The organism is Microcoleus sp. CAWBG27 (genome assembly GCF_020883145.1).
Classification (GTDB): domain Bacteria; phylum Cyanobacteriota; class Cyanobacteriia; order Cyanobacteriales; family Microcoleaceae; genus Microcoleus.
The window spans coordinates 40,330-58,633 of sequence record NZ_JAHREU010000052.1 but is presented as its reverse complement, the minus strand read 5'-3'; the positions used below and the strand labels follow the sequence as shown (position 1 = coordinate 58,633).

The window sequence follows — 18,304 nt, the reverse complement described above, 5'->3', positions numbered from 1 at the left end:
TGTCTTAAAGCAGGATTTATAGAACTATTAAATATCATGAATAAATTTCGTGGATATACAACATTAGACTCTGGATAAAGTTGGTATGCCATCGTTTTACTTTGTCCAGAGTGATGAAAGAGCGTTATGGAAAGGACTAAACTCCTCACTAAAAACATTGGTTAGGTTCGTAGTGAGGACTTTAGTCCTTCTTATTATTATGGAAAGGACTAAAGTCCTCACTACAAACATTCGCTAACTGGCGGAGTCATGCGATAATTGCGAGTTACAAGCTATCAGTAACACTGGTGAAATTAAAAGCTTTCACCCGCACTCCGGGGACGACATTACCGCCGTAACGTTTCGCCTCGGTAACTGCATCGACATCGCGCAACATATCAGGTAAAACTTGATTGAAACGGAAATTTTTAATCGGATAAACAATCTTACCATTTTCAATCCAGAAAGTACCGTCGCGAGTCATGCCGGTTACTTCCGATGTTTTGGGATTCACGTAGTTGACATACCAAGCTCGACTGACGAAAATTCCGCGATCGGTTTGAGCGATTAAATCTGATATACTTTGGTCGGAACCTGTCATCGCGATCGGGTAATAAGCACCTTTCGCTTCTTTGCCTTTTTGTGCCGCCCAGTACCGGGAATAAGATAAACTTTGAGGAACACCATTTTTGATGATTTCCAAATAGCTATTGCTCAATCCGTCACCGAAGAAATTACCCGATCGCAACAAAGGATGATTCGGATCGCGCTGTACCTGCACTAACTGGCTAAAAAGTTGTTCCCCAGCGCGGTTTCCAGCGGGTTTTCCGGCTGCATCTGCGATCGACATAAACGATCGCCCTTCATCCGCCGCCCGCGCATCCATACCCCAAACAATCCACGGTAGCAAATCCGCAAACGCAGCGCCATCAAAGATTACAGGATACACTCCCGGAGGGATTTCGCGGGGGTTGCGGGATGCGATCGCGCGATCGACAACTTGTGCTGCTAATCCCGATACTTGTAGTTGATTGATACCCCAAGCCGTGCTTTCCGTCCAGCTAGAACCGTCTCCGATGCGGGCTGTAAAGCCGAAATTCGCCTCCGTAGACTGGTTGCAGGCGCGGAGTCCGGTTGACGAGGCGATCGCATATAATGACGCCTCCGTGCTCAAAGTACCGGAAGCATCTGCACCTTCCTGAGAGGCGATCGCGCAAGCTTGTCGCACCAATTCTGCGCGGGCTAGAGGCGATACAGAGGCCGTTGCTTCATCAAACGCGGGGGCGGGTAAATCGTAGGTTTGAGGGGGCAGCAAGGGCATCCATTCGGGGTCTGCGGGGGCAATTTTGGCTAATTCCTGCGATCGTTTGACGGTTTGGGCGATCGCCTCTTCATCAAATTCGGTAACAGATGCAGAAGCGCTTTTATTACCGAAATAGCTAGTAACGTTGAGGCTAAATACAGTCTTGCTAATATTTTGGCTGATTTGATTTTCCGAGAATCGGGAAAGAGATTCTTCACCAGTATAGAGACTGACAAATACTGCCTCTGCTTCCGATTGTTTGACTGCTTTTTCTACCAAAGATAAAGCTCGATCTTCACTTAAAATTGTAGGCGATGTCGTTACTATCATAAATCTCTCTTGTCTCTCTCTGTGTTCTCTGCGCCCTCTGTGGTTAAATCATTCCGAATTAAACCCTTCCCCCAATTTGAATATCTCTCACCCGCACCGGCGAACAAGCATGAGTCATTTAAATCATCCATCTCTGAATTCTCTCTCTGTGTTCTCTGCGCCCTCTGCGGTTAAATCAATCCGAATTAAACCCTTCCCCCAATTTGAATATCCCTAACCCGCACCGGCACACAAGCATGAGTCATTTGAGCAACCTGCATCGGCTCACCTTTACCACACATATTAGTACCACATTGTACCCGTTCCGAAGCAGGCCCGATCGCATCTACTTGATTCCAGAAATCAGTGCTCATCGAATGATAAGTTACATCCTTCAACATTCCCACAACTTTACCCTTTTCCACCTTCCAGAAAGCATCGCCACCGAATTGGAAATTGCGCCGCTGTTGGTCGATCGAAAAACTACCAACACCGTCAATTAAAATCCCATCTTCCGTATCAGCAATCATCTCATCCAAAGTAGCAGTATGACTGCCGCCATCCGGGCCCGGTTCCAATCCCAAATTAGGAATTCTCACCATCGGTACGCTAGACCAACTATCAGCGCAAGCAGAACCATTGCTGCTGGCACGTCCGAGACGATAAGCTGTTTCTCTATCTGTCAGATAATCAACTAAAATTCCATCCTTGACAACGTACCAATCCTGGGATTTGACTCCTTCATCGTCGTAACCCATTGTACCGCGGCCTGCCGGTTGAGTGCGATCGCACTTAAAGTTTACCCAAGGCGCAGCGTATTGCAGCTTATTCAATTTATCAGTAGTCGCAAAGCTCGTGCCTGCAAAATTAGATTCGTAGCCGTAAACTCGGTCTAATTCCGTGGGATGTCCGACGGATTCGTGGATTGTCAGAAACAAATTAGTCGGTTTAAGAATCAGGGATTTGCAAATACCAGCCGGAACCTTCGGTGCAGCAACTTTCTCAATCGCTTCCGCCGCAACTCTGTCTATTTGACTGAGCAAATCATCGGGATTAATGTGTTCGTAACCGATATTTAGCGGCGGGCGTTCGTAACTGCGACTTTGGGCATCGCCGCCCGCAATTGCCGTACAGCCAAAACCCGGATAGCTGCGGTAGATTGTTTGTGCGATTAGCGAGCCTTCTGTGGACGCAAAAACCTTGTCTTCGCGGTTTGCCTGCAAAAAAGAAAAAGCTTTTTTGATGCCTTGTGAATCGTGGGCTAGCAGTCGCTCGTTGATGGTTAATAGGAGTTCAGCTTTCTCAGCAACGGGTACAGAAAACGGGTCAATTGCGATCGGAGTAATGTAAGTATCGACATATTTTTCGACGGGTACTAAGCGCACAGGTTCCTTTTGAGTCAAACGGCTACCCTTAGCGATTTCAACAGCCAAAGCGACGATTCTGGCAACCTCTGCGGGTGTTTTGCTGTGACTGGCGGCAAAGCCCCAAGCGCCGTCTAGCAGCACTCGCACGCCAAAACCGGAACTTACATTATCGGAGATATTGCTTAAAGAGCGATCGCGCGCGTACAAACTTTGCCGTCGGTAAGTGCAAAAACGCACGTCACCGTATTCGCATCCAGATTTCCGAATCAAATCTACAGCCAAATTTGCCAACTCGTTAGCAGAAACTTTTGCGGTTAACAGTACCATAGTTATTCGTCATTCCTCGTTGGTTATCAATTATTATAGCGTTACTATCTCAGTCTTTTCCTGACCAACACAGCGACACCCAGCATTAACAAGCCAAATACTAAGCCAAACAGCAGACTCCACAGAATTGTCGCAGCAAAGGGATGTAGCGGGAGAGAAGCATCCAGTCGCCATTGAATCGGTGTCTCCTTGAGGAGAGGATAGGCGGCGGAGAAGATTTGACCGCCCCCGATCGCAGTTCCGACAAAAAAGATGATATTCTCAAGTTGGCGATCGCGCTTTTTCTCTTCTTCTTCCTGTTCGCGATCGAATTCCACCTGTTCAATTTCCACCATTCCCCGCACAGTAGATATCGACTGCTGGAACAAATCTTGACTAGCAATCAGATAATTCAAATCAATTTCAATTTGCCGCTGATACTTACCCTCAGCCAAATCTAGAAACCTCTGCCAAAAATCCAGATTATCACCTTCCATAGACAAACTTCTAATTATGGTCAGCGCATCACCATAATTTTCAGCATTAGTATCAATGGTATTTCTAAATTCCTGCAAATAGCGCACTTGGTGAGAACAAGCAAGCATTTTAGTCCGAACTTCAGCCAGCAAATCCTTCAGATTCCGCAACTTAACTTGTCTATCTTGTTCCCTTTCGATTGCAGCGAATTTCGGCAAATTCTTCTCTAACTCGGCGACAATTTGCTGTGCTTTGCCATAGCTTTTTTGAGCTGCACCATACACAAATAAAATTTTAGCACGATAACACAGCAGATTCATCAAATAAGAATTAAACTTTAGAGTTGCTTTATTCAAAGTTTCGGGATCTTTTTCCAACCATACTAGAATGTGACATCGTTTAGACACATCATCTTCGCGGCTGTCATACTCAAAAATCGGACTCCCGAATAATATCCCTTGCGCGCGAAACTCTGGTGAAGCTTGCTGTTGATTGTGGACAAAAGCTGTAACACATTCATCGGCTAGCTTGCGATAAGTATCATAAACTGCTGGTGCGGCGTACAACAATAAAGTTTGTCCCAGGGACGGTTGAATTGCATTTGGCAACAAACAACCTTGGGGATTTAATTGATTTAAGTCTGATACTTTGATTGTGGCATTTTGATAGTAAAATGTCAAATCTGCGGTGTAAGTATCATGAATTCGCAGAGGATAGATTGAACCAGAAAGTTTGGGTAAATCTGGCTGAGTAATTGGCTGAAATTTCAGAGTTTTGCCATCGGGAATCAGCAGTTCGCGATTATTTGGTTTTTCTTTTTCGCCTTGGGGATAATACTGTTTGTCTTTGTAACAAGTCAGCTTTTCTCTGAGAGATTTTAGTTCGTTGCTGTTAAATTGTGTACCGACATTATCTGCTAGATTTTCCCACAGAAATTGAGCATTTTTGGCTGCTGCGCCGTAGCCTTCATCGGCATCATTCCGCAGGTGAAAAGGATAGAGAGTAATGCTGGGATTTTTAATTTTCGGTGGTTCGGTCATAATCGAATCCGGGATGAGACATGATGTTAATTCAATCTTAGTCCGCGAAGGCGGAGATTGTTTGTGTAGACGCGGTTTCTAACCGCCGGGGCCTAATCGCCGGATTCCTCAATCTCCGAATACCCTCTTCGTCCGCGGAGGCGGACATTGTTTGTGTAGACGCGGTTTCTAACCGCCGGGGCTTAATCGCCGGATTCCTCAATCTCCGAATACCCTCTTCGTCCGCGGAGGCGGACATTGTTTGTGTAGCCGCGGTTTCTAACCGCCGGGGGTCTGAATTGGGATATAATCATTATGATTTCATTGTGCCGTCAATCAATCCCGGCGGTTGAAACCGCGGCTACACAAACAATGTCCGCCTCCGCGGGTTGAAGATTTGACCCGGTGATTTTCAATCACCCGGCGGTTGAAACCGCGGCTACACAGACAAAACCCGCCTCCGCGGGTTGAAGATTTGACCCGGTGATTTTCAATCCCCCGGCGGTTGAAACCGCGGCTACACAGACAAAACCCGCCTCCGCGGGTTGAAGAAAAATTTCATATTACGAGAAATGAGAGACAATTTCACGCAGTTGTATGTACACTATGTTTGGGCAACCTGGGATAGATTGCCTTTGATTACTCCCGATATTCAAGAAGCAATTTATGCAGTCATTATTGGAAAATGTAATAATTTAAAATGCACTGTAATTGCTGTTGGTGGGATAGAAGATCATGTACATTTGCTAGTCGGTTTTCCGTCAATTTTGACAATAGCTGAAATTATTAAAGAAGTTAAGGGCAGTTCTTCTCATTTAGTAACTCACGAACTTAAACCTAGTTTGTTTTTTAAATGGCAAGGTAGCTATGGGGCGTTTACGGTTAGTCGTGATGCGATCGACACTGTGGCTAACTATATCAGAAATCAGGCTGTTCACCACCGCCAAAAATCAATGATTCCTGAATGGGAATGGGTTTCTGATCCTGCTTTCGCAGGTTCTAAAAATTTACGCGGTGGTTTTCAATCACCCGGCGGTTTTCAATCACCCGGCGGTTTTCAATCACCCGGCGGTTTTCAATCACCCGGCGGTTTTCAATCACCCGGCGGTTTTCAATCACCCGGCGGTTGAAACCGCGTCTACACAAACAAAACCCGGATGGTGCGCGGGTTGAAGATTCCAATCGGTGATTTCCCCCCATCCACCCGGCGGTTGAAACCGCGTCTACACAAACAAAACCCGGATGGTGCGCGGGTTGAAGATTCTACACAATGATTCATCATCTCCGAATACCCTCTTCGTCCGCGGAGGCGGACATCGTTTGTGTAGCCGCGGTTTCCAACCGCCGGGGGTCAATGATTTATCACCTCCGAATACCCTCTTCGTCCGCGGAGGCGGACATCGTTTGTGTAGCCGCGGTTTCTAACCGCCGGGGCCTTCTTCACCCACCGCCGGGGCCTTCTTCACCCACCGCCGGGGCCTCAACCGCCACAGAATCCCCAGACAAACCCAATCGAATCTGATTTTCCTTCAACGTCTCATAAAACTCCCTCACCACTTCCTCCGGCGCATCACTATCAGTCCCGCCCGCACCCATTTGATAAATCTCATTCTCCAAATTCTCTTCAATCTGAGGCTTAGTTTCGCACCAATCCTTGATTCTTTCAGCTATAACATTCACATTATCCATCGCACCAACATCAATCGCGGATAATTCTGCCACAAATTGCGGTTCCGATATTTTCAATAACTTACTAAAAGCCGCCACAATTTCTTCAGGTTTCGCATCATCTGGAAGTGACATTTTCAGACTCCTTAAATCTATTTTTGCAGTTGACAGCGGTAAAGTTTCGGTTTCGCCAATTAGCGTAAATGCAGCCCAAGCTATGGGACTCGGAAATCGAGCTTTTGTGGTTAGCATAGCACACCGCAAGGCCGCAGCTCGATCGTCTCCCCGTGCTAAATTTTGGTAGAATTCAGTCATTAGCAACTTGGCTGAAATAACTCCCATATTCCACAACGAAACGATGATGCTGGGGACTCCGGCGAGGATGAAGCAGCGCGACAATCCGATGACTCCATCTCCGGTGATTTTACCGCGGCCGGTGCTGCACGCGCTCAATACTACGAGTTCGGAATCGAGTTTTAATTGCAGGATATCCACGGCATGAATTGCGCCGTCGTCGTCTCCTGATGGTGCTAAAATTATCGCGCCGGGAATGCCGGAACCTTGGAAATCGTCGAGGAGTCCGTGGGCGGATAAATGGACGATGCGCGTGTTTAGCATCTTGTCTAAAATGGCGACTTTTGTGGCATTTTCTCCGCTAATTGCTTGGGTTCCTAAAGTTGCGGCGATGGCTTCGGCGGCTTCTTTTGCCCTGGAAAGTTGTTGGAGTTCGTAGGGTTTTTCTTTGAATTTTGGGGCGATGGTTGGATCGCCGACAATTAGGGCGGCTTGTCTCAATCCTCGCACTCGGTTTTGATGTTCGCGGGTGAGTTCTAATACTTGGATGGATGGGCTGGTGAGGATGGTATGATTTTCGATTAGGTAGCGGTTGTTGCTATCTTGCAAGGCGGCGAAGGGTACTAAAAATAAGTCGTAGTGGGGGATGAAGATGATGGGGGAATTGGCATCGGTGGGTAGCAAGTCGATGATTGGTTCGATCAGGATTTGATGGAGGAGTTGCAGTAGGGGAAAGCCGCCTGTTACGTCTTGTTTGTACTGGGATTCTAGCTGAATTTTGTTGCCTTGGTCGTCGGTTTCATTGGTGCCGATGGAGACGCGGGTTTTGAGGATGATTTGTTTGAGGGTTTGGTTTTGTTGGTTGAGGGGTTCGAGGTTGGCGGTGCGATGGGTGATGTTGCCGTTTGGTTGGATTACCCAGATGTAAAGGTTGTCTGAATCGATAATCGAATATTCTACTATTGTGGAGTTTCTGTCGCGGGCTATTTGTTGGATTTTGGGGATTGATAATTTATTTGTGATTTCGTTGGTTGCGAAATCATTGGGTGATAAAGTTTTCTGCAATAATTCCACGAAGGCACGAGTACGTCCCATTTCAGATATTTCTAGGGCTTCGTCAAATTTAGTTTGGGCGACTAAGACTTTTTGCAGGAGGCGATAGGCATCTGCTTGGGTTTCAAAAAATGATATTTTATGGTCATCATTGATTAATTCAGACCGCAGAGTTTCCCTGATTTTGATTGAGGCATAGAGTGTTAATTCTGCTTCTGCGAGTTGGTTGTTTTTGAATAGAGTTACGCCTAAATTACTGAAAGATATCGACTCTCCCACGCGATCGCCTATTTCCCGTGAAATCACTAAAGACTGTTCGCTAAACTCGATCGCCTTGTCGTATTGACCTCGGGAATAGTAAGCTAAGCCCAAATTGCCGATGGAAATAGCTTCTCCTTGGCGATCGCCTATTTCCCGTGAAATATCTAAAGACTGTTGGTGAGACTTAATAACCTTGCCGTATTGACCTAGGGATTGGTAAGTTTTACCCAAATTGCCGATGGAAATAGCTTCTGCTTGGCGATCGCCTATTTCCCGTGAAATATCTAAAGACTGTTGGTGAGACTTGATCGCCTTGTCATATTCACCTAGGGATTGGTAAGCTGTACCCAAATTGCCAAGGGAATTAGCTTCTCCTTTGCGATATCCTATTTCCTCTGAAACCTTTCTTGACTGTTCGTGAAACTCGATCGCCTTGTCGTATTGCCCTAGGGAATCGTAAGCATTGCCCAAATTGCAGAGAGAATTAGCTTCTCCTTGGCGATCGCCTATTTCCCTTTTAATCACTAAAGACTGTTTGTGATCCTCGATCGCCTTGTCGTATTGCCCTAGGGAATAGTAAACTAAGCCCGAATTGCCGAGAGAGTTGGCTTCTTGTTTGCGATCTCCTATTTCCCGTGCAACCTTGCAAGACTGATGATGGAACTTAATTGCCTTGTGGTATTGCCCTAGGGAATAGTAAGCTAATCCCAAATTGCCGATGGAAGCAGCTTCTCCTTGGCGATCGCCTATTTGCTTATAGATAGTTAGTGCCTCTTCCCAAGACTGTAAAGCTTCTCGAAATTGACTAATTCTATGCTGCTGAATAGCTTGAGCATTCAGTATATTTGCTGTGGCTTGTCGGGTGACTGCCACTGAGGAGTTGTTATTCCTGCCAAGCAACATCCCTGCACAATTCATCAACCGATTAGCATTATCTAATACGCCAAATTCCCTAAGATTATCTGCCTCTTCTAGCATTGCAGCCACCAAGCCATCATCCAGCAATTCCGGGTGAGTTTTCAATACCTCCGCTTCTTCGCCGCTGGGACTATTTAGCAGTTGATTTATCAGGTTGAGATAGGCTTGTTGGCGTTCTGAATTCATGGCGATTTGGGATTTGGGATGGTTCGCTCTATTAATTTATTATCGCTGAAACTCATCTGTTTGGGGCGGGCGATGCCAAGATTTTTGTAGGCGGGGCCAGAAACCGGGTTTTTTCCGAGGATATCGATACACCGCCTAAAGACTGCGAAAAACCCGGTTTCTTTGGTTTTTGTCGTAGTCTTGGACTTGTGGGGTGGCGAGAAACCGGGTTTTTTCCAGAATAGTTGGTTACAGTCAGTGATTTGGGCAAAAACCCGGTTTCTGAGATTTTGGGTGGAGGCGAGAAACCGGGTTTTTTTCGAGAATGTCGATACACAGCCTAAAAACTGCGAAAAACCCGGTTTCTTTGGTTTCTGTCGTAGTCACTGCTTCGCACCTTCGCGGTTCGTTAAATATATATTCTTTGCTAATTAACGATCGCACCAACCGACTCATGCTGCAACAAACCAGTCAGCATCTTCACGGGCCGCCCGTCATAGGGCCACGCAAAAGCATGGCGGAAAGCAGCATCTTGACACGCTTGTAACTGCCGAAAATCAATAATATCCAAAGTTAACAAATTCTCGTACTCAAAAGGCAGCCGCACGTTGTGCAATCCGGCGTTGTCGGTGCAAATGGCAATATCGACACCGGCTTCAAAACAGCGATCGAACACAACCTTCAATTCTCCCATATCCTGCAAGGTTCCCGTTTTGAGATAGGTAGTCGGGCAAACCTCCAAGCATTGACCTCTACGCGCCACCTCTGGCAACAGTTCGGGATATTTTAACGGAATTTGAATCCCGTGGCCGATCCGCATCAGATAGGGCAAAAGTTCGGGATAACAGCCTGATGTAGTTTCGTAGAGATGGCCGGTTGTGTTAATGCCGATCGACCTTGCGTACTCATACAATCCCACAAACTCGTCCAGGCGATCGCCAATAGCAGCATCACCGCCCGCAAGATCGATCGCACAAACATACTCTCCCATCTCGGCTGCCAAATCAACGATCGCCCGATTCACCTCATAGGGCAAACGCGAGTGCATACACAAAATTTGGCTAGTTACAATCGGACAATCACTAATTTGACTTGCCTTACCCACAACCTGTACAATTTCTGCCATCAAATCAATGCGTTTCGACTGATCCAAATGCTCGGGAGTCCGCAAATAAGGAGTATAGCGCAACTCCAAATAAGCCAGATTTTCAAATACGTAAGCCCCCCGCATCAACCGATAGATAAAATAAGGCAAAGTCTCAACAGTTTGCACGCTTTCCACCAGCGTGTGCAGTTCCAAATACTCGTCGAGAGTATTGCGGGGACGAGTGTAAAACTCCTCAAAAGCGGAATATTGTTGAAAGCGATCGACCATTTCGGCATTATGGCGATCGAAATACCGCCACAAAATTCGAGGAACCACAGAACCACCTAGATGTCGGTGCAACTCAGCGTGTAAAGTCATGGGATTTTAGATTTGAGATTTTGGATTGAAGAATTGAAAGGATTGAGGAATTGAAGGATTAAAAGATTGAAGGATTTGTAATTTAGTTCTGGGCGCATCGGTGCCCAGAAATCGGTCTTTCCCAAATACTAGCCAATAACCTCAAGCAGGTAAACTGTTCCAAATTTAAGCTGCACATTGGATTCCCATAAAAACCAATCACATTCTCTCCCATCTCCCCCTCTCCCCCTCTCCTCGGATCATCCTGAGAGTCTTTTCTTGAGAGCAATACAGCCTCACTTCTCTAAATTGTAACAAAAATTAATTTGACATCCTGGACGCATTCGTACATAATCGGAGTTTGTGTCAACCTGAACTGAACGCGAGAAACCCTTGGCTAACGTAGTTGTGATCGGCGCCCAGTGGGGCGATGAAGGAAAAGGCAAAATTACCGATTTGCTCAGCAAATCCGCAGATATCGTTGTCCGCTACCAAGGGGGCGTCAACGCCGGTCACACGGTGGTAGTCAACGATCAGACTTTCAAGCTGCACTTAATTCCGTCCGGGATTCTCTACCCTGAGACAAAGTGTATCATCGGCTGCGGAACGGTAATCGACCCTAAAGTTTTAATTGCAGAATTAGATCAGTTAGAAAAACTGAATGTTTCGACTGCCTCGCTGATGATTTCAGAGACTGCTCACGTCACGATGCCCTATCACAGATTAATTGATGTAGCATCGGAAGAGCAGCGGGGAAATTATAAAATCGGCACGACGGGACGCGGCATCGGCCCGACTTACGCCGACAAATCCGAACGCACGGGCATTCGGATGCTCGATTTAATGGACTTGGAAGGTTTGCAAGAACAACTGGAATGGACGATCGAGCATAAAAATGTCATTCTGGAAAAACTCTACAATTTGCCGCCTCTAAATCCGCAAGAGGTAATTGATGAATATCGAGTTTATGCCGATCGTTTGCGGCCGCACGTAGTAGACAGTTCCCTAAAGATTTATGAGGGACTTCACAAGCGGAAAAATATTCTGTTTGAAGGCGCCCAAGGCACTTTATTAGACTTAGATCACGGTACTTATCCTTACGTTACTTCCAGCAATCCCATCGCTGGCGGCGCTTGTGTAGGAACCGGAGTTGGCCCCACAGCGATCGATCGCGTAATTGGCGTAGCAAAAGCCTACACAACCCGCGTCGGAGAAGGCCCATTCCCTACCGAAATGGTCGATGGAATTGGCGCAGTTTTGGGCGAGAGAGGAGCAGAATTCGGCACCACAACCGGTCGCAAACGGCGCTGCGGCTGGTTCGACGCAGTAATCGGCCGCTACGCAGTCCGCATCAACGGCCTTGATTGTCTCGCTGTTACCAAACTAGATGTTTTGGATGAATTAGAAGAAATCAAAGTCTGCGTTGCTTACGAAATAGACGGCGAACGTTGCATCGATTTTCCGAAAAGTTCGCGGATATTTGCTCGCTGTAAACCGATTTATGAAACCCTTCCCGGTTGGAAGCAGTCCACAGAAGAGTGCCGCAATTTGGAAGATTTGCCATCGGAAGCCTTGGATTATCTAAAGTTTTTGGCAGATTTGATGGAAGTGCCGATCGCCATTGTATCTCTCGGAGCAGGCCGCGACCAAACTATTATCGTAGAAGACCCGATTCACGGCCCGAAACGCGGATTGTTGTCGGCCGACGGCACGGCTCTAGCAGTACACTCCTAAAGCTGATGCAACAGTAGCTGTAGGGTGCGTCGCCATCAAAAATCCTAAAAAAGAGAGACAATCTCGCAGCGACGCACCGGTGTATGCAGTCTTTCAGGAAACAACCGTAATTAAATGTTAGATCTTATTTTTTACGAGTTCAAAATTAATCAGCCACCGCACTATGTCGAAATGTCTGAAGACGTTTACGAGTGGTTGGCAAGATCGGAATTTTCCAAAATTGGCAAATCTGTTCCCACAAATATTTTGATAGATGAAGAAGACGAGAAGCTACCTGTAGTTGAGTTAGATCGAGATATTCGCCAGAAGTTCAGAAATTTTTTCCGAGATGCAATTATCTGCGAAAGCGATACCGTCCTCACCAAGCTGGGAGATTCCCCTCTCAAAGAAGAATATCAAGCAGCAACCTACCGTTTGAGGAAATTACTAGACTTGCTAAAATGTATTGAAAACCAAGATTATCAGTATCTTCAGCGAGTCCTTTGAATGAGTTTCTGGATGTTTGCCAGAAGGAGTAATCCCAATGTTTGACATCAGTTTTTATTCAGCCAATGGTGAACGATATGATAGTGTAAGCATCACAGCAAATATTTACGAGTGGTTAGCAAAATCCGAATTTTCCAAAATAGGTGGCGAATCAATCGACACCGAAATTTACCTAGATGAAGAAAATGTAATTCTGCCTCTAGTAAAATTAAATCAAGATATTCGCCAGCAGTTCAAGAAAATTTTCAGCGAAGCAATCATCAGTGAAAGCGATGCAGTTCTTACAAAGCTTGGTGATTCTCCTTCAAAAGAAGAGTATCAATCAGGAACGTACCGTCTGAGAAAAATGCTGGAATTGCTGAAGTGTGTGGAAAACGAAAATTATCAATACCTTCAGCGAATTTAATCTGGAGTTACGCAACTAGCCCAATTAGTAGGGTGCGTCAGTTGATAACACGTAAATTTTTCGTCATAAACTTAATACTGACGCACCCTACAAGCTAGTTAAAGTGTGACAGTACCGGACATTCTCAATCGCTGAAACCATTGCTATTATTACCTCTTCCTTCTTCCTTCTTCCTTCTTCCTTCTTCCTTCTTCCTTCTGCTATAAGTTCGATCGCACTACCACAATTCTGGTAAAATGTGAAAACAATCAACAGAAAGTCACAAAATGGAACTCGCAGTAGAATGTCAAAAGCGGGCAGAAGGCAGCAAACCTAACGCCCTCCGCCGCTCCGGATTGATTCCCGCCGTCCTCTACGGGCACAAAGGCTCTGAATCCATTTCCCTTACCGTCAAAGCCAAAACAGTTGAAACCCTGCTCAAAAAACACGCAGTCAACAACACCCTAATTGATCTAAGCATTCCTGAACTCTCTTGGAGCGGAAAAACATTGCTCAGAGAAGTTCAAGTTCATCCTTGGAAAGGTTTTCCTTACCACCTGAGCTTTTTCTCCGTAGCAACTCAAGACAGCTTGGAAGTTGAAGTGTCTTTGCATTTCGTCGGCGAATCTGTGGGCGTCAAGTTAGAAGGCGGTATGTTAGAAACTGTGCTGACGCAAATCGCAGTTAAGTGCAAACCTGATAGCATTCCTGATGCAATTGAAGTAGATATTTCTAATTTGAAGGTAGGCGATGCGCTGCACATTCACGAATTAGTTTTACCTGCGGGAGCAGAAGCTCTGGGCGATCCAACTCAGGTGGTAGTTACCGTGCTGGGAACTAAAGCCAGCCCTGAAGAAGCAGCAGAAGAAGCAGCAGCCGCAGCTTGATTAGTAATTGCAAATATAGCAATCCTAAATGATTAATGAAGATTTGTAGGGGTAGTGCCCCCGTGCCTACCCCTTATCTATTGGGACAACCGGGATCTTTAAGAACCCCTACAATAATTATGCAAATGATTTAGGATTGCTATAGTTGTTAACTAATTATTAAACAAAAGGGCGATCGCTTTCTCCAAAAAGGGCGATCGTTTTTTGCAAAAAAGCAGTTATAGTTTTTGGGCGATCGCACTTTGCTATACTCAGCCTTGAATCTGCTGTCGCACCCATTGACGAAAATCTATCTCTGCGGCAACTTCATCAATGAAAGCTGCTTCTAGAAATTCGTATAAATCCGTTTTTTCAATAATCGGAAAAGTCGGAGATCGATCGCACTCGACATAAGCCCCATCGACTAATTGCAGAATCCGCCATACCCGCCCGTTAAACCGCCAAAACTCAGGCACTCCCATACTCGCATAGAGTGTATTTTTATTGAGATCCGTATGGGTAATATCCACTTCCACAACTAAATCCGGGGCAGGATCGACATTCAAATTAACCGGGCGATCGGCAACTAAGGCATAATTCTGGATATAGTACCCATTGTCGGGTTCGGCGCTCTTGAGTAAGTCTTCGCGATCGAGCGTAGTCGAGCCCATCGTCTTCATTTTCATGCCCATTTCAACCACAAGGACTCTAATAAAGAGTTCAATCAAGCGAGCAGAGCGTTCGTGTCCTTCGAGGGACTTAGTGATTTCTAAGACTCCGTTATCGTAGGTAAAACGGGCGCGGGTGCGATCCGCCAGCAAACTTTGAATTTGCTTAAAGGCTTGCCAATCGAGGTCGCGAAAGGTGAGGCGCTTTTCACCGACAAGTTGAGGTGGTGGCTCTAACAACATCAAAATTACCGCAATTTAAGCCAAAGTTGACAGAACATTTACTGTTAATTATTGTAATATATTTCTTCAGTAAGTCTTGTGGTGCAGGCATCCTGAGTGCGATCGCTAGCTGTTCAACCGTTGGCTGGCGCGTGCAAGGCAACTAGAGAGGCGGTTGAAGCCCCCCATTTAGCAGCGAAATCAAAAAAAATCCCAGCCAGCGACTTCTTTCCAGCGCCGGAGTCAAAAAAATTAAGACTTAGGGGAACAAGCCTGCTACTGTTAGTGTCAAACGCAAGTATAATTATTTAACGTTTCGACTACCCTATTTAATTGCTGCCTCAGTCGCCACCGCCCCTATGCCATCAACAGTCAATACAGAATCAACAGCGGTTCAATTTAACCAACAGGGAGAAATATACTTATCCCAACGGAAATTAGCAGAAGCGATCGCCTCCTGCGAGCAAGCTTTAAAGATTGACCCGAATTTTGCACCGGCTTACAAAACTTTGGGCAATGCGCTGCAAGCTCAAGGCAGGATGGAAGAGGCGCGGCACTGGTACGCTAAAGCTATTGAAATTGCACCGAATTTTGCGGAAGTATACGCGAATTTGGGCAGCATTGGCGCGCAGCAGGAAAAATGGTCGGAGGCGATCGAGTTTTACCAAAAGGCGATCGCGCTTAAGCCTAATTTCGCCGGAGTATACCGGAATTTAGCCAAAGTATTCGGACAAATTGGCAAATCGGCAGAAGCTCAGGAATGCTGGTATCGTGCATTTAGTTTGGAACCGGAAAAAGCATCCCCGGCAGAACATTTAAGTATGGGTGATGCTTTCTTTCGGCAAGAAAAGTTCCCGGAGGCGATCGGCTGTTACGATCGCGCCATAAAATTAAATCCTAATCTACCCCAAGCTTACCAAAACTTAGGCGAAGCCCTGAAAAAAGAAGGCAAAGTACAGGAAGCGACAGTATATTATCGTAAAGCTATTGAACTGAACGCAGCTAATGCTAGAAACGGCAGCGAGGGAGAGCAAACTTTGGCGGGTGCAACAGCGACAAACGGTGCAGCAGTTAAACAGCAACCCGCAGCAGCACCAGCCAAGCCGGTAGTCAAGCCGTCAGTCAAGCCGGCAGTTAATTCTACAATTAATATAGAAGATCCAGAAGCATACAAAATATTGGCTGAAGGCTATTTTGCTCAGGGCAAATTGGAACAGGCAATTTCTGCTTGCAAAAAAGCTCTCCAAATTAAGCCTGAAGCACCACTTTACAAAATGCTCGGCAACGCCCTGCAAGCCGGTGGCAAAATTGATGAAGCTAAAAGTTGCTATGTCAAAGCAATCGAAATTAACCCAAATTTTGCCGAAGCCTACGCTAATTACGGCAGCATTTGCGCGCAGCAGGAACAGTGGCAGCAAGCGGTTTCTGCCTACGAAAAGGCGATCGCCCTGAAACCGGATTTTGCTGGTGCTTTACGAAATTTTGGGAAACTTTTGGCGCAGTTAGGCAAGTCGGAGGCGGCCGCCGAAGCCTGGTATCGAGCATTTGCGATCGACCCGAAGTCGGGCACTGCTGAGGAACACGAGAATTTAGCCAAAACTTTGATCGAGCAAGGTAAGGTTGAGCAAGGAATCGAATGTTATCGGCGCGCAGTTGAGTTAAACCCAAATGCTGGCGCAGCTTATCATGAATTGGGCGAACTTCTGAAGGGTCAAGAACAGTGGGAAGCGGCAGTAGATGCTTACGCCAATGCAATTAAAATTAATCCCGAACTTTCTTGGTCGCACAACAATTTAGCTGAGTCTCTAGTTAAATTGGAACGCTGGGAAGAAGCTATAAATGCTTACCGTTCGGCGATCGAATTAAATCCAGATTTTAGCTGGTCTCACAACAATTTAGCAGATGTGCTGCTGAAGTTGGAACGCTGGGAAGAAGCTGTAGAGGCTTATCGAAAAGCAACAGAATTAAATCCAGATTTCAGTTGGTCGCACAACTATTTAGCAGACGCGCTCATTAAACTGGAAAGGTGGGAAGAGGCTATTTCGGCTTACCAAAAGTCGATCGAACTAAATCCCGATCATTTCTGGGCCCACAACAATTTAGCCGAAGCGCTGGTGAATTTGGAACGCTGGGATGAGGCGGTAGTTGCGTACCGGCGCGCTAACGAACTGAATCCGAGTTTCTTCTGGTCGCATAGCAAATTGGGCGACGCGCTGCTAGAAATGGAAAGGTGGGACGAGGCGATCGCAGTTTACCGCCGTGCAGCCGAGTTAAATCGGGATTTTCCGTGGACTTATTACAACATGGGGACGGCTTTTGAGAAGCTGGAACGGTGGGATGAGTCGATCGTTGCTTACCGCTGTGCTGTCGAAATTCAGCCGGATTTGCCGTGGATTTCGCAGAAGTTGGCTGATGCTTTGAGAATGCGATCGCAGTGGGATTTGCAGGATGCGATGGGTTTGTACCAGCGCGCGATTCAGGAAAATGCTGATGACTTGCAGTTGTATCACAAGGCGCTGGAGATTGCACCGAATGATGCTGACCTTTATGTGGGGTTGGCTGATGCTTTGGTGCGGCAGGGTTGGCTTGATGGGGCGATCGTCTTTTATCAGATGGCATTGCAGGTAAATCCCGAATGCGGGGAGGCGCACTTGCAGTTGGGGATGCTCTTCGCGCAAAAGAATGATTTGAATGGGGCGATCTATTGTTACCGCCGCGCTATTGAGGTTCAACCACATGAGTATAAACCTTACCAATTGTTAGGGGATGCTCTGGTTGCACAGGGTAAGCGGGAAGAAGCGATGAACTGTTACCGCCGCGCGATCGAGTTAAAACCTGACGATCCCTATATCCACAACAATTTAGCGGATATGCTGCGACATCAAGGAGATTTGGACGGGGCGATCGCTTGTTATCGTCGCGCCATAGAACTCAAGTCAGATTTCTCATGGTTCCACTATAATTTAGGAGAAGTTTTGACTAAGAAAGGGCAAATAGATGAAGCGAGTTATTGTTACCGTCATGCTTTAGAGTTGGAACCCAAGATTTTTTAATTGGCGGTGCAATGGAGCCTGTAGTTTATAAGTCTATACAGGCTGACAGATATTATTTTTTGAAAAGATAAAACAAGATTAGAGGAATTACCATAAAGCCACCAACCTACTGTTTACCAATAATTACATTCATCCCGAACACAAACTCGAATACTATTTTGATGATTTGTGCAATCTCTTGGAGAAGCATAATTTCAAGATAGTCGAAACCAAAGGGTATTGTCGATATCTCACAATCCATTGAAACATCAAGCCAGGAAACTCTCAGCCATGAATTTCTTCACAGCCAACTATTAAACGACAATCCAGATCGATCTTATTGTTTTT

At 46.1% G+C, this 18,304-nt stretch carries 13 protein-coding genes; 6 read left to right on the top strand and 7 right to left on the bottom strand.

The genetic code is table 11. From position 1 onward, the window contains the following. Nucleotides 1-265: 265 nt before the first annotated feature. From QZ938_RS23940 to QZ938_RS23930, 3 genes are all read right to left on the bottom strand, one after another. On the bottom strand, nt 266-1,612 hold the full coding sequence (locus QZ938_RS23940) for a TldD/PmbA family protein (protein WP_293353611.1): 1,347 nt from the start codon (nt 1,610-1,612) through the stop codon (nt 266-268). 185 nt (nt 1,613-1,797) lie between these two features. Continuing rightward, on the bottom strand, nt 1,798-3,285 hold the full coding sequence (locus QZ938_RS23935; protein WP_293353613.1) for a TldD/PmbA family protein: 1,488 nt from the start codon (nt 3,283-3,285) through the stop codon (nt 1,798-1,800). Nucleotides 3,286-3,329: 44 nt separating this feature from the next. Continuing rightward, the gene (locus QZ938_RS23930) at nt 3,330-4,781 is read right to left on the bottom strand and encodes a hypothetical protein (protein ID WP_293353615.1); all 1,452 of its coding nucleotides are present in this window, start codon (nt 4,779-4,781) and stop codon (nt 3,330-3,332) included. 551 nt (nt 4,782-5,332) lie between these two features. Between QZ938_RS23930 and tnpA the strand changes: the two genes are divergently transcribed. Then, nucleotides 5,333-5,890, top strand: a complete 558-nt coding sequence (gene tnpA / locus QZ938_RS23925) for an IS200/IS605 family transposase (protein ID WP_293353617.1) — start codon at nt 5,333-5,335, stop codon at nt 5,888-5,890. Between the two features lie 310 nt (nt 5,891-6,200). Here the strand turns inward: tnpA and QZ938_RS23920 are convergent, their stop codons facing one another. After that, nucleotides 6,201-9,140, bottom strand: coding sequence for a CHAT domain-containing protein (locus QZ938_RS23920; RefSeq protein WP_293154154.1), 2,940 nt, complete (start codon nt 9,138-9,140; stop codon nt 6,201-6,203). Between the two features lie 406 nt (nt 9,141-9,546). Then, nucleotides 9,547-10,584: an adenosine deaminase gene (locus tag QZ938_RS23915; protein WP_293353619.1), complete on the bottom strand. Its 1,038-nt coding sequence runs from the start codon at nt 10,582-10,584 to the stop codon at nt 9,547-9,549. Nucleotides 10,585-10,956: 372 nt separating this feature from the next. On the opposite strand from QZ938_RS23915, the gene QZ938_RS23910 reads away from it, so the two are divergent. The 3 genes from QZ938_RS23910 to QZ938_RS23900 all read left to right on the top strand — a co-directional run bounded on the left by QZ938_RS23910 (nt 10,957) and on the right by QZ938_RS23900 (nt 13,189). Next, nucleotides 10,957-12,297, top strand: coding sequence for an adenylosuccinate synthase (locus QZ938_RS23910; protein ID WP_293353621.1), 1,341 nt, complete (start codon nt 10,957-10,959; stop codon nt 12,295-12,297). Nucleotides 12,298-12,411: 114 nt separating this feature from the next. Further along, complete coding sequence (locus QZ938_RS23905) at nt 12,412-12,783, top strand: hypothetical protein (RefSeq protein ID WP_293353623.1); 372 nt, start codon at nt 12,412-12,414, stop codon at nt 12,781-12,783. A 16-nt stretch (nt 12,784-12,799) separates the two neighbouring features. Next, nucleotides 12,800-13,189 (top strand): hypothetical protein, encoded by a 390-nt coding sequence (locus QZ938_RS23900; protein ID WP_293353625.1) that lies wholly within the window; start codon nt 12,800-12,802, stop codon nt 13,187-13,189. Nucleotides 13,190-13,276: 87 nt separating this feature from the next. Here QZ938_RS23900 and QZ938_RS23895 read toward each other — a convergent pair whose 3' ends face one another. After that, entirely contained in the window at nt 13,277-13,441 is a 165-nt protein-coding gene (locus tag QZ938_RS23895) for a hypothetical protein (RefSeq protein ID WP_293353627.1), read from the bottom strand. A 14-nt stretch (nt 13,442-13,455) separates the two neighbouring features. Here QZ938_RS23895 and QZ938_RS23890 point away from each other — a divergent pair, with 14 nt between their 5' ends. Beyond that, nucleotides 13,456-14,055, top strand: a complete 600-nt coding sequence (locus QZ938_RS23890; protein ID WP_293353629.1) for a 50S ribosomal protein L25/general stress protein Ctc — start codon at nt 13,456-13,458, stop codon at nt 14,053-14,055. 251 nt (nt 14,056-14,306) lie between these two features. Here QZ938_RS23890 and QZ938_RS23885 read toward each other — a convergent pair whose 3' ends face one another. Further along, nucleotides 14,307-14,945: a Uma2 family endonuclease gene (locus QZ938_RS23885; RefSeq protein WP_293353631.1), complete on the bottom strand. Its 639-nt coding sequence runs from the start codon at nt 14,943-14,945 to the stop codon at nt 14,307-14,309. Between the two features lie 338 nt (nt 14,946-15,283). On the opposite strand from QZ938_RS23885, the gene QZ938_RS23880 reads away from it, so the two are divergent. Continuing rightward, nucleotides 15,284-17,977 carry a tetratricopeptide repeat protein gene (locus QZ938_RS23880; RefSeq protein ID WP_293353633.1) on the top strand — a complete coding sequence of 898 codons (2,694 nt, stop codon included), beginning with the start codon at nt 15,284-15,286 and terminating at the stop codon, nt 17,975-17,977. Nucleotides 17,978-18,304 lie beyond the last annotated feature (327 nt).

Bases quoted from the DNA above. Each gene is read 5' to 3' on its own strand.
- QZ938_RS23940 (WP_293353611.1), bottom strand. From the start codon at position 1,612: ATGATAGTAACGACATCGCCTACAATTTTAAGTGAAGATCGAGCTTTA.
- QZ938_RS23935 (WP_293353613.1), bottom strand. From the start codon at position 3,285: ATGGTACTGTTAACCGCAAAAGTTTCTGCTAACGAGTTGGCAAATTTG.
- QZ938_RS23930 (WP_293353615.1), bottom strand. From the start codon at position 4,781: ATGACCGAACCACCGAAAATTAAAAATCCCAGCATTACTCTCTATCCT.
- tnpA (WP_293353617.1), top strand. From the start codon at position 5,333: ATGAGAGACAATTTCACGCAGTTGTATGTACACTATGTTTGGGCAACC.
- QZ938_RS23920 (WP_293154154.1), bottom strand. From the start codon at position 9,140: ATGAATTCAGAACGCCAACAAGCCTATCTCAACCTGATAAATCAACTG.
- QZ938_RS23915 (WP_293353619.1), bottom strand. From the start codon at position 10,584: ATGACTTTACACGCTGAGTTGCACCGACATCTAGGTGGTTCTGTGGTT.
- QZ938_RS23905 (WP_293353623.1), top strand. From the start codon at position 12,412: ATGTTAGATCTTATTTTTTACGAGTTCAAAATTAATCAGCCACCGCAC.
- QZ938_RS23890 (WP_293353629.1), top strand. From the start codon at position 13,456: ATGGAACTCGCAGTAGAATGTCAAAAGCGGGCAGAAGGCAGCAAACCT.
- QZ938_RS23885 (WP_293353631.1), bottom strand. From the start codon at position 14,945: ATGTTGTTAGAGCCACCACCTCAACTTGTCGGTGAAAAGCGCCTCACC.
- QZ938_RS23880 (WP_293353633.1), top strand. From the start codon at position 15,284: ATGCCATCAACAGTCAATACAGAATCAACAGCGGTTCAATTTAACCAA.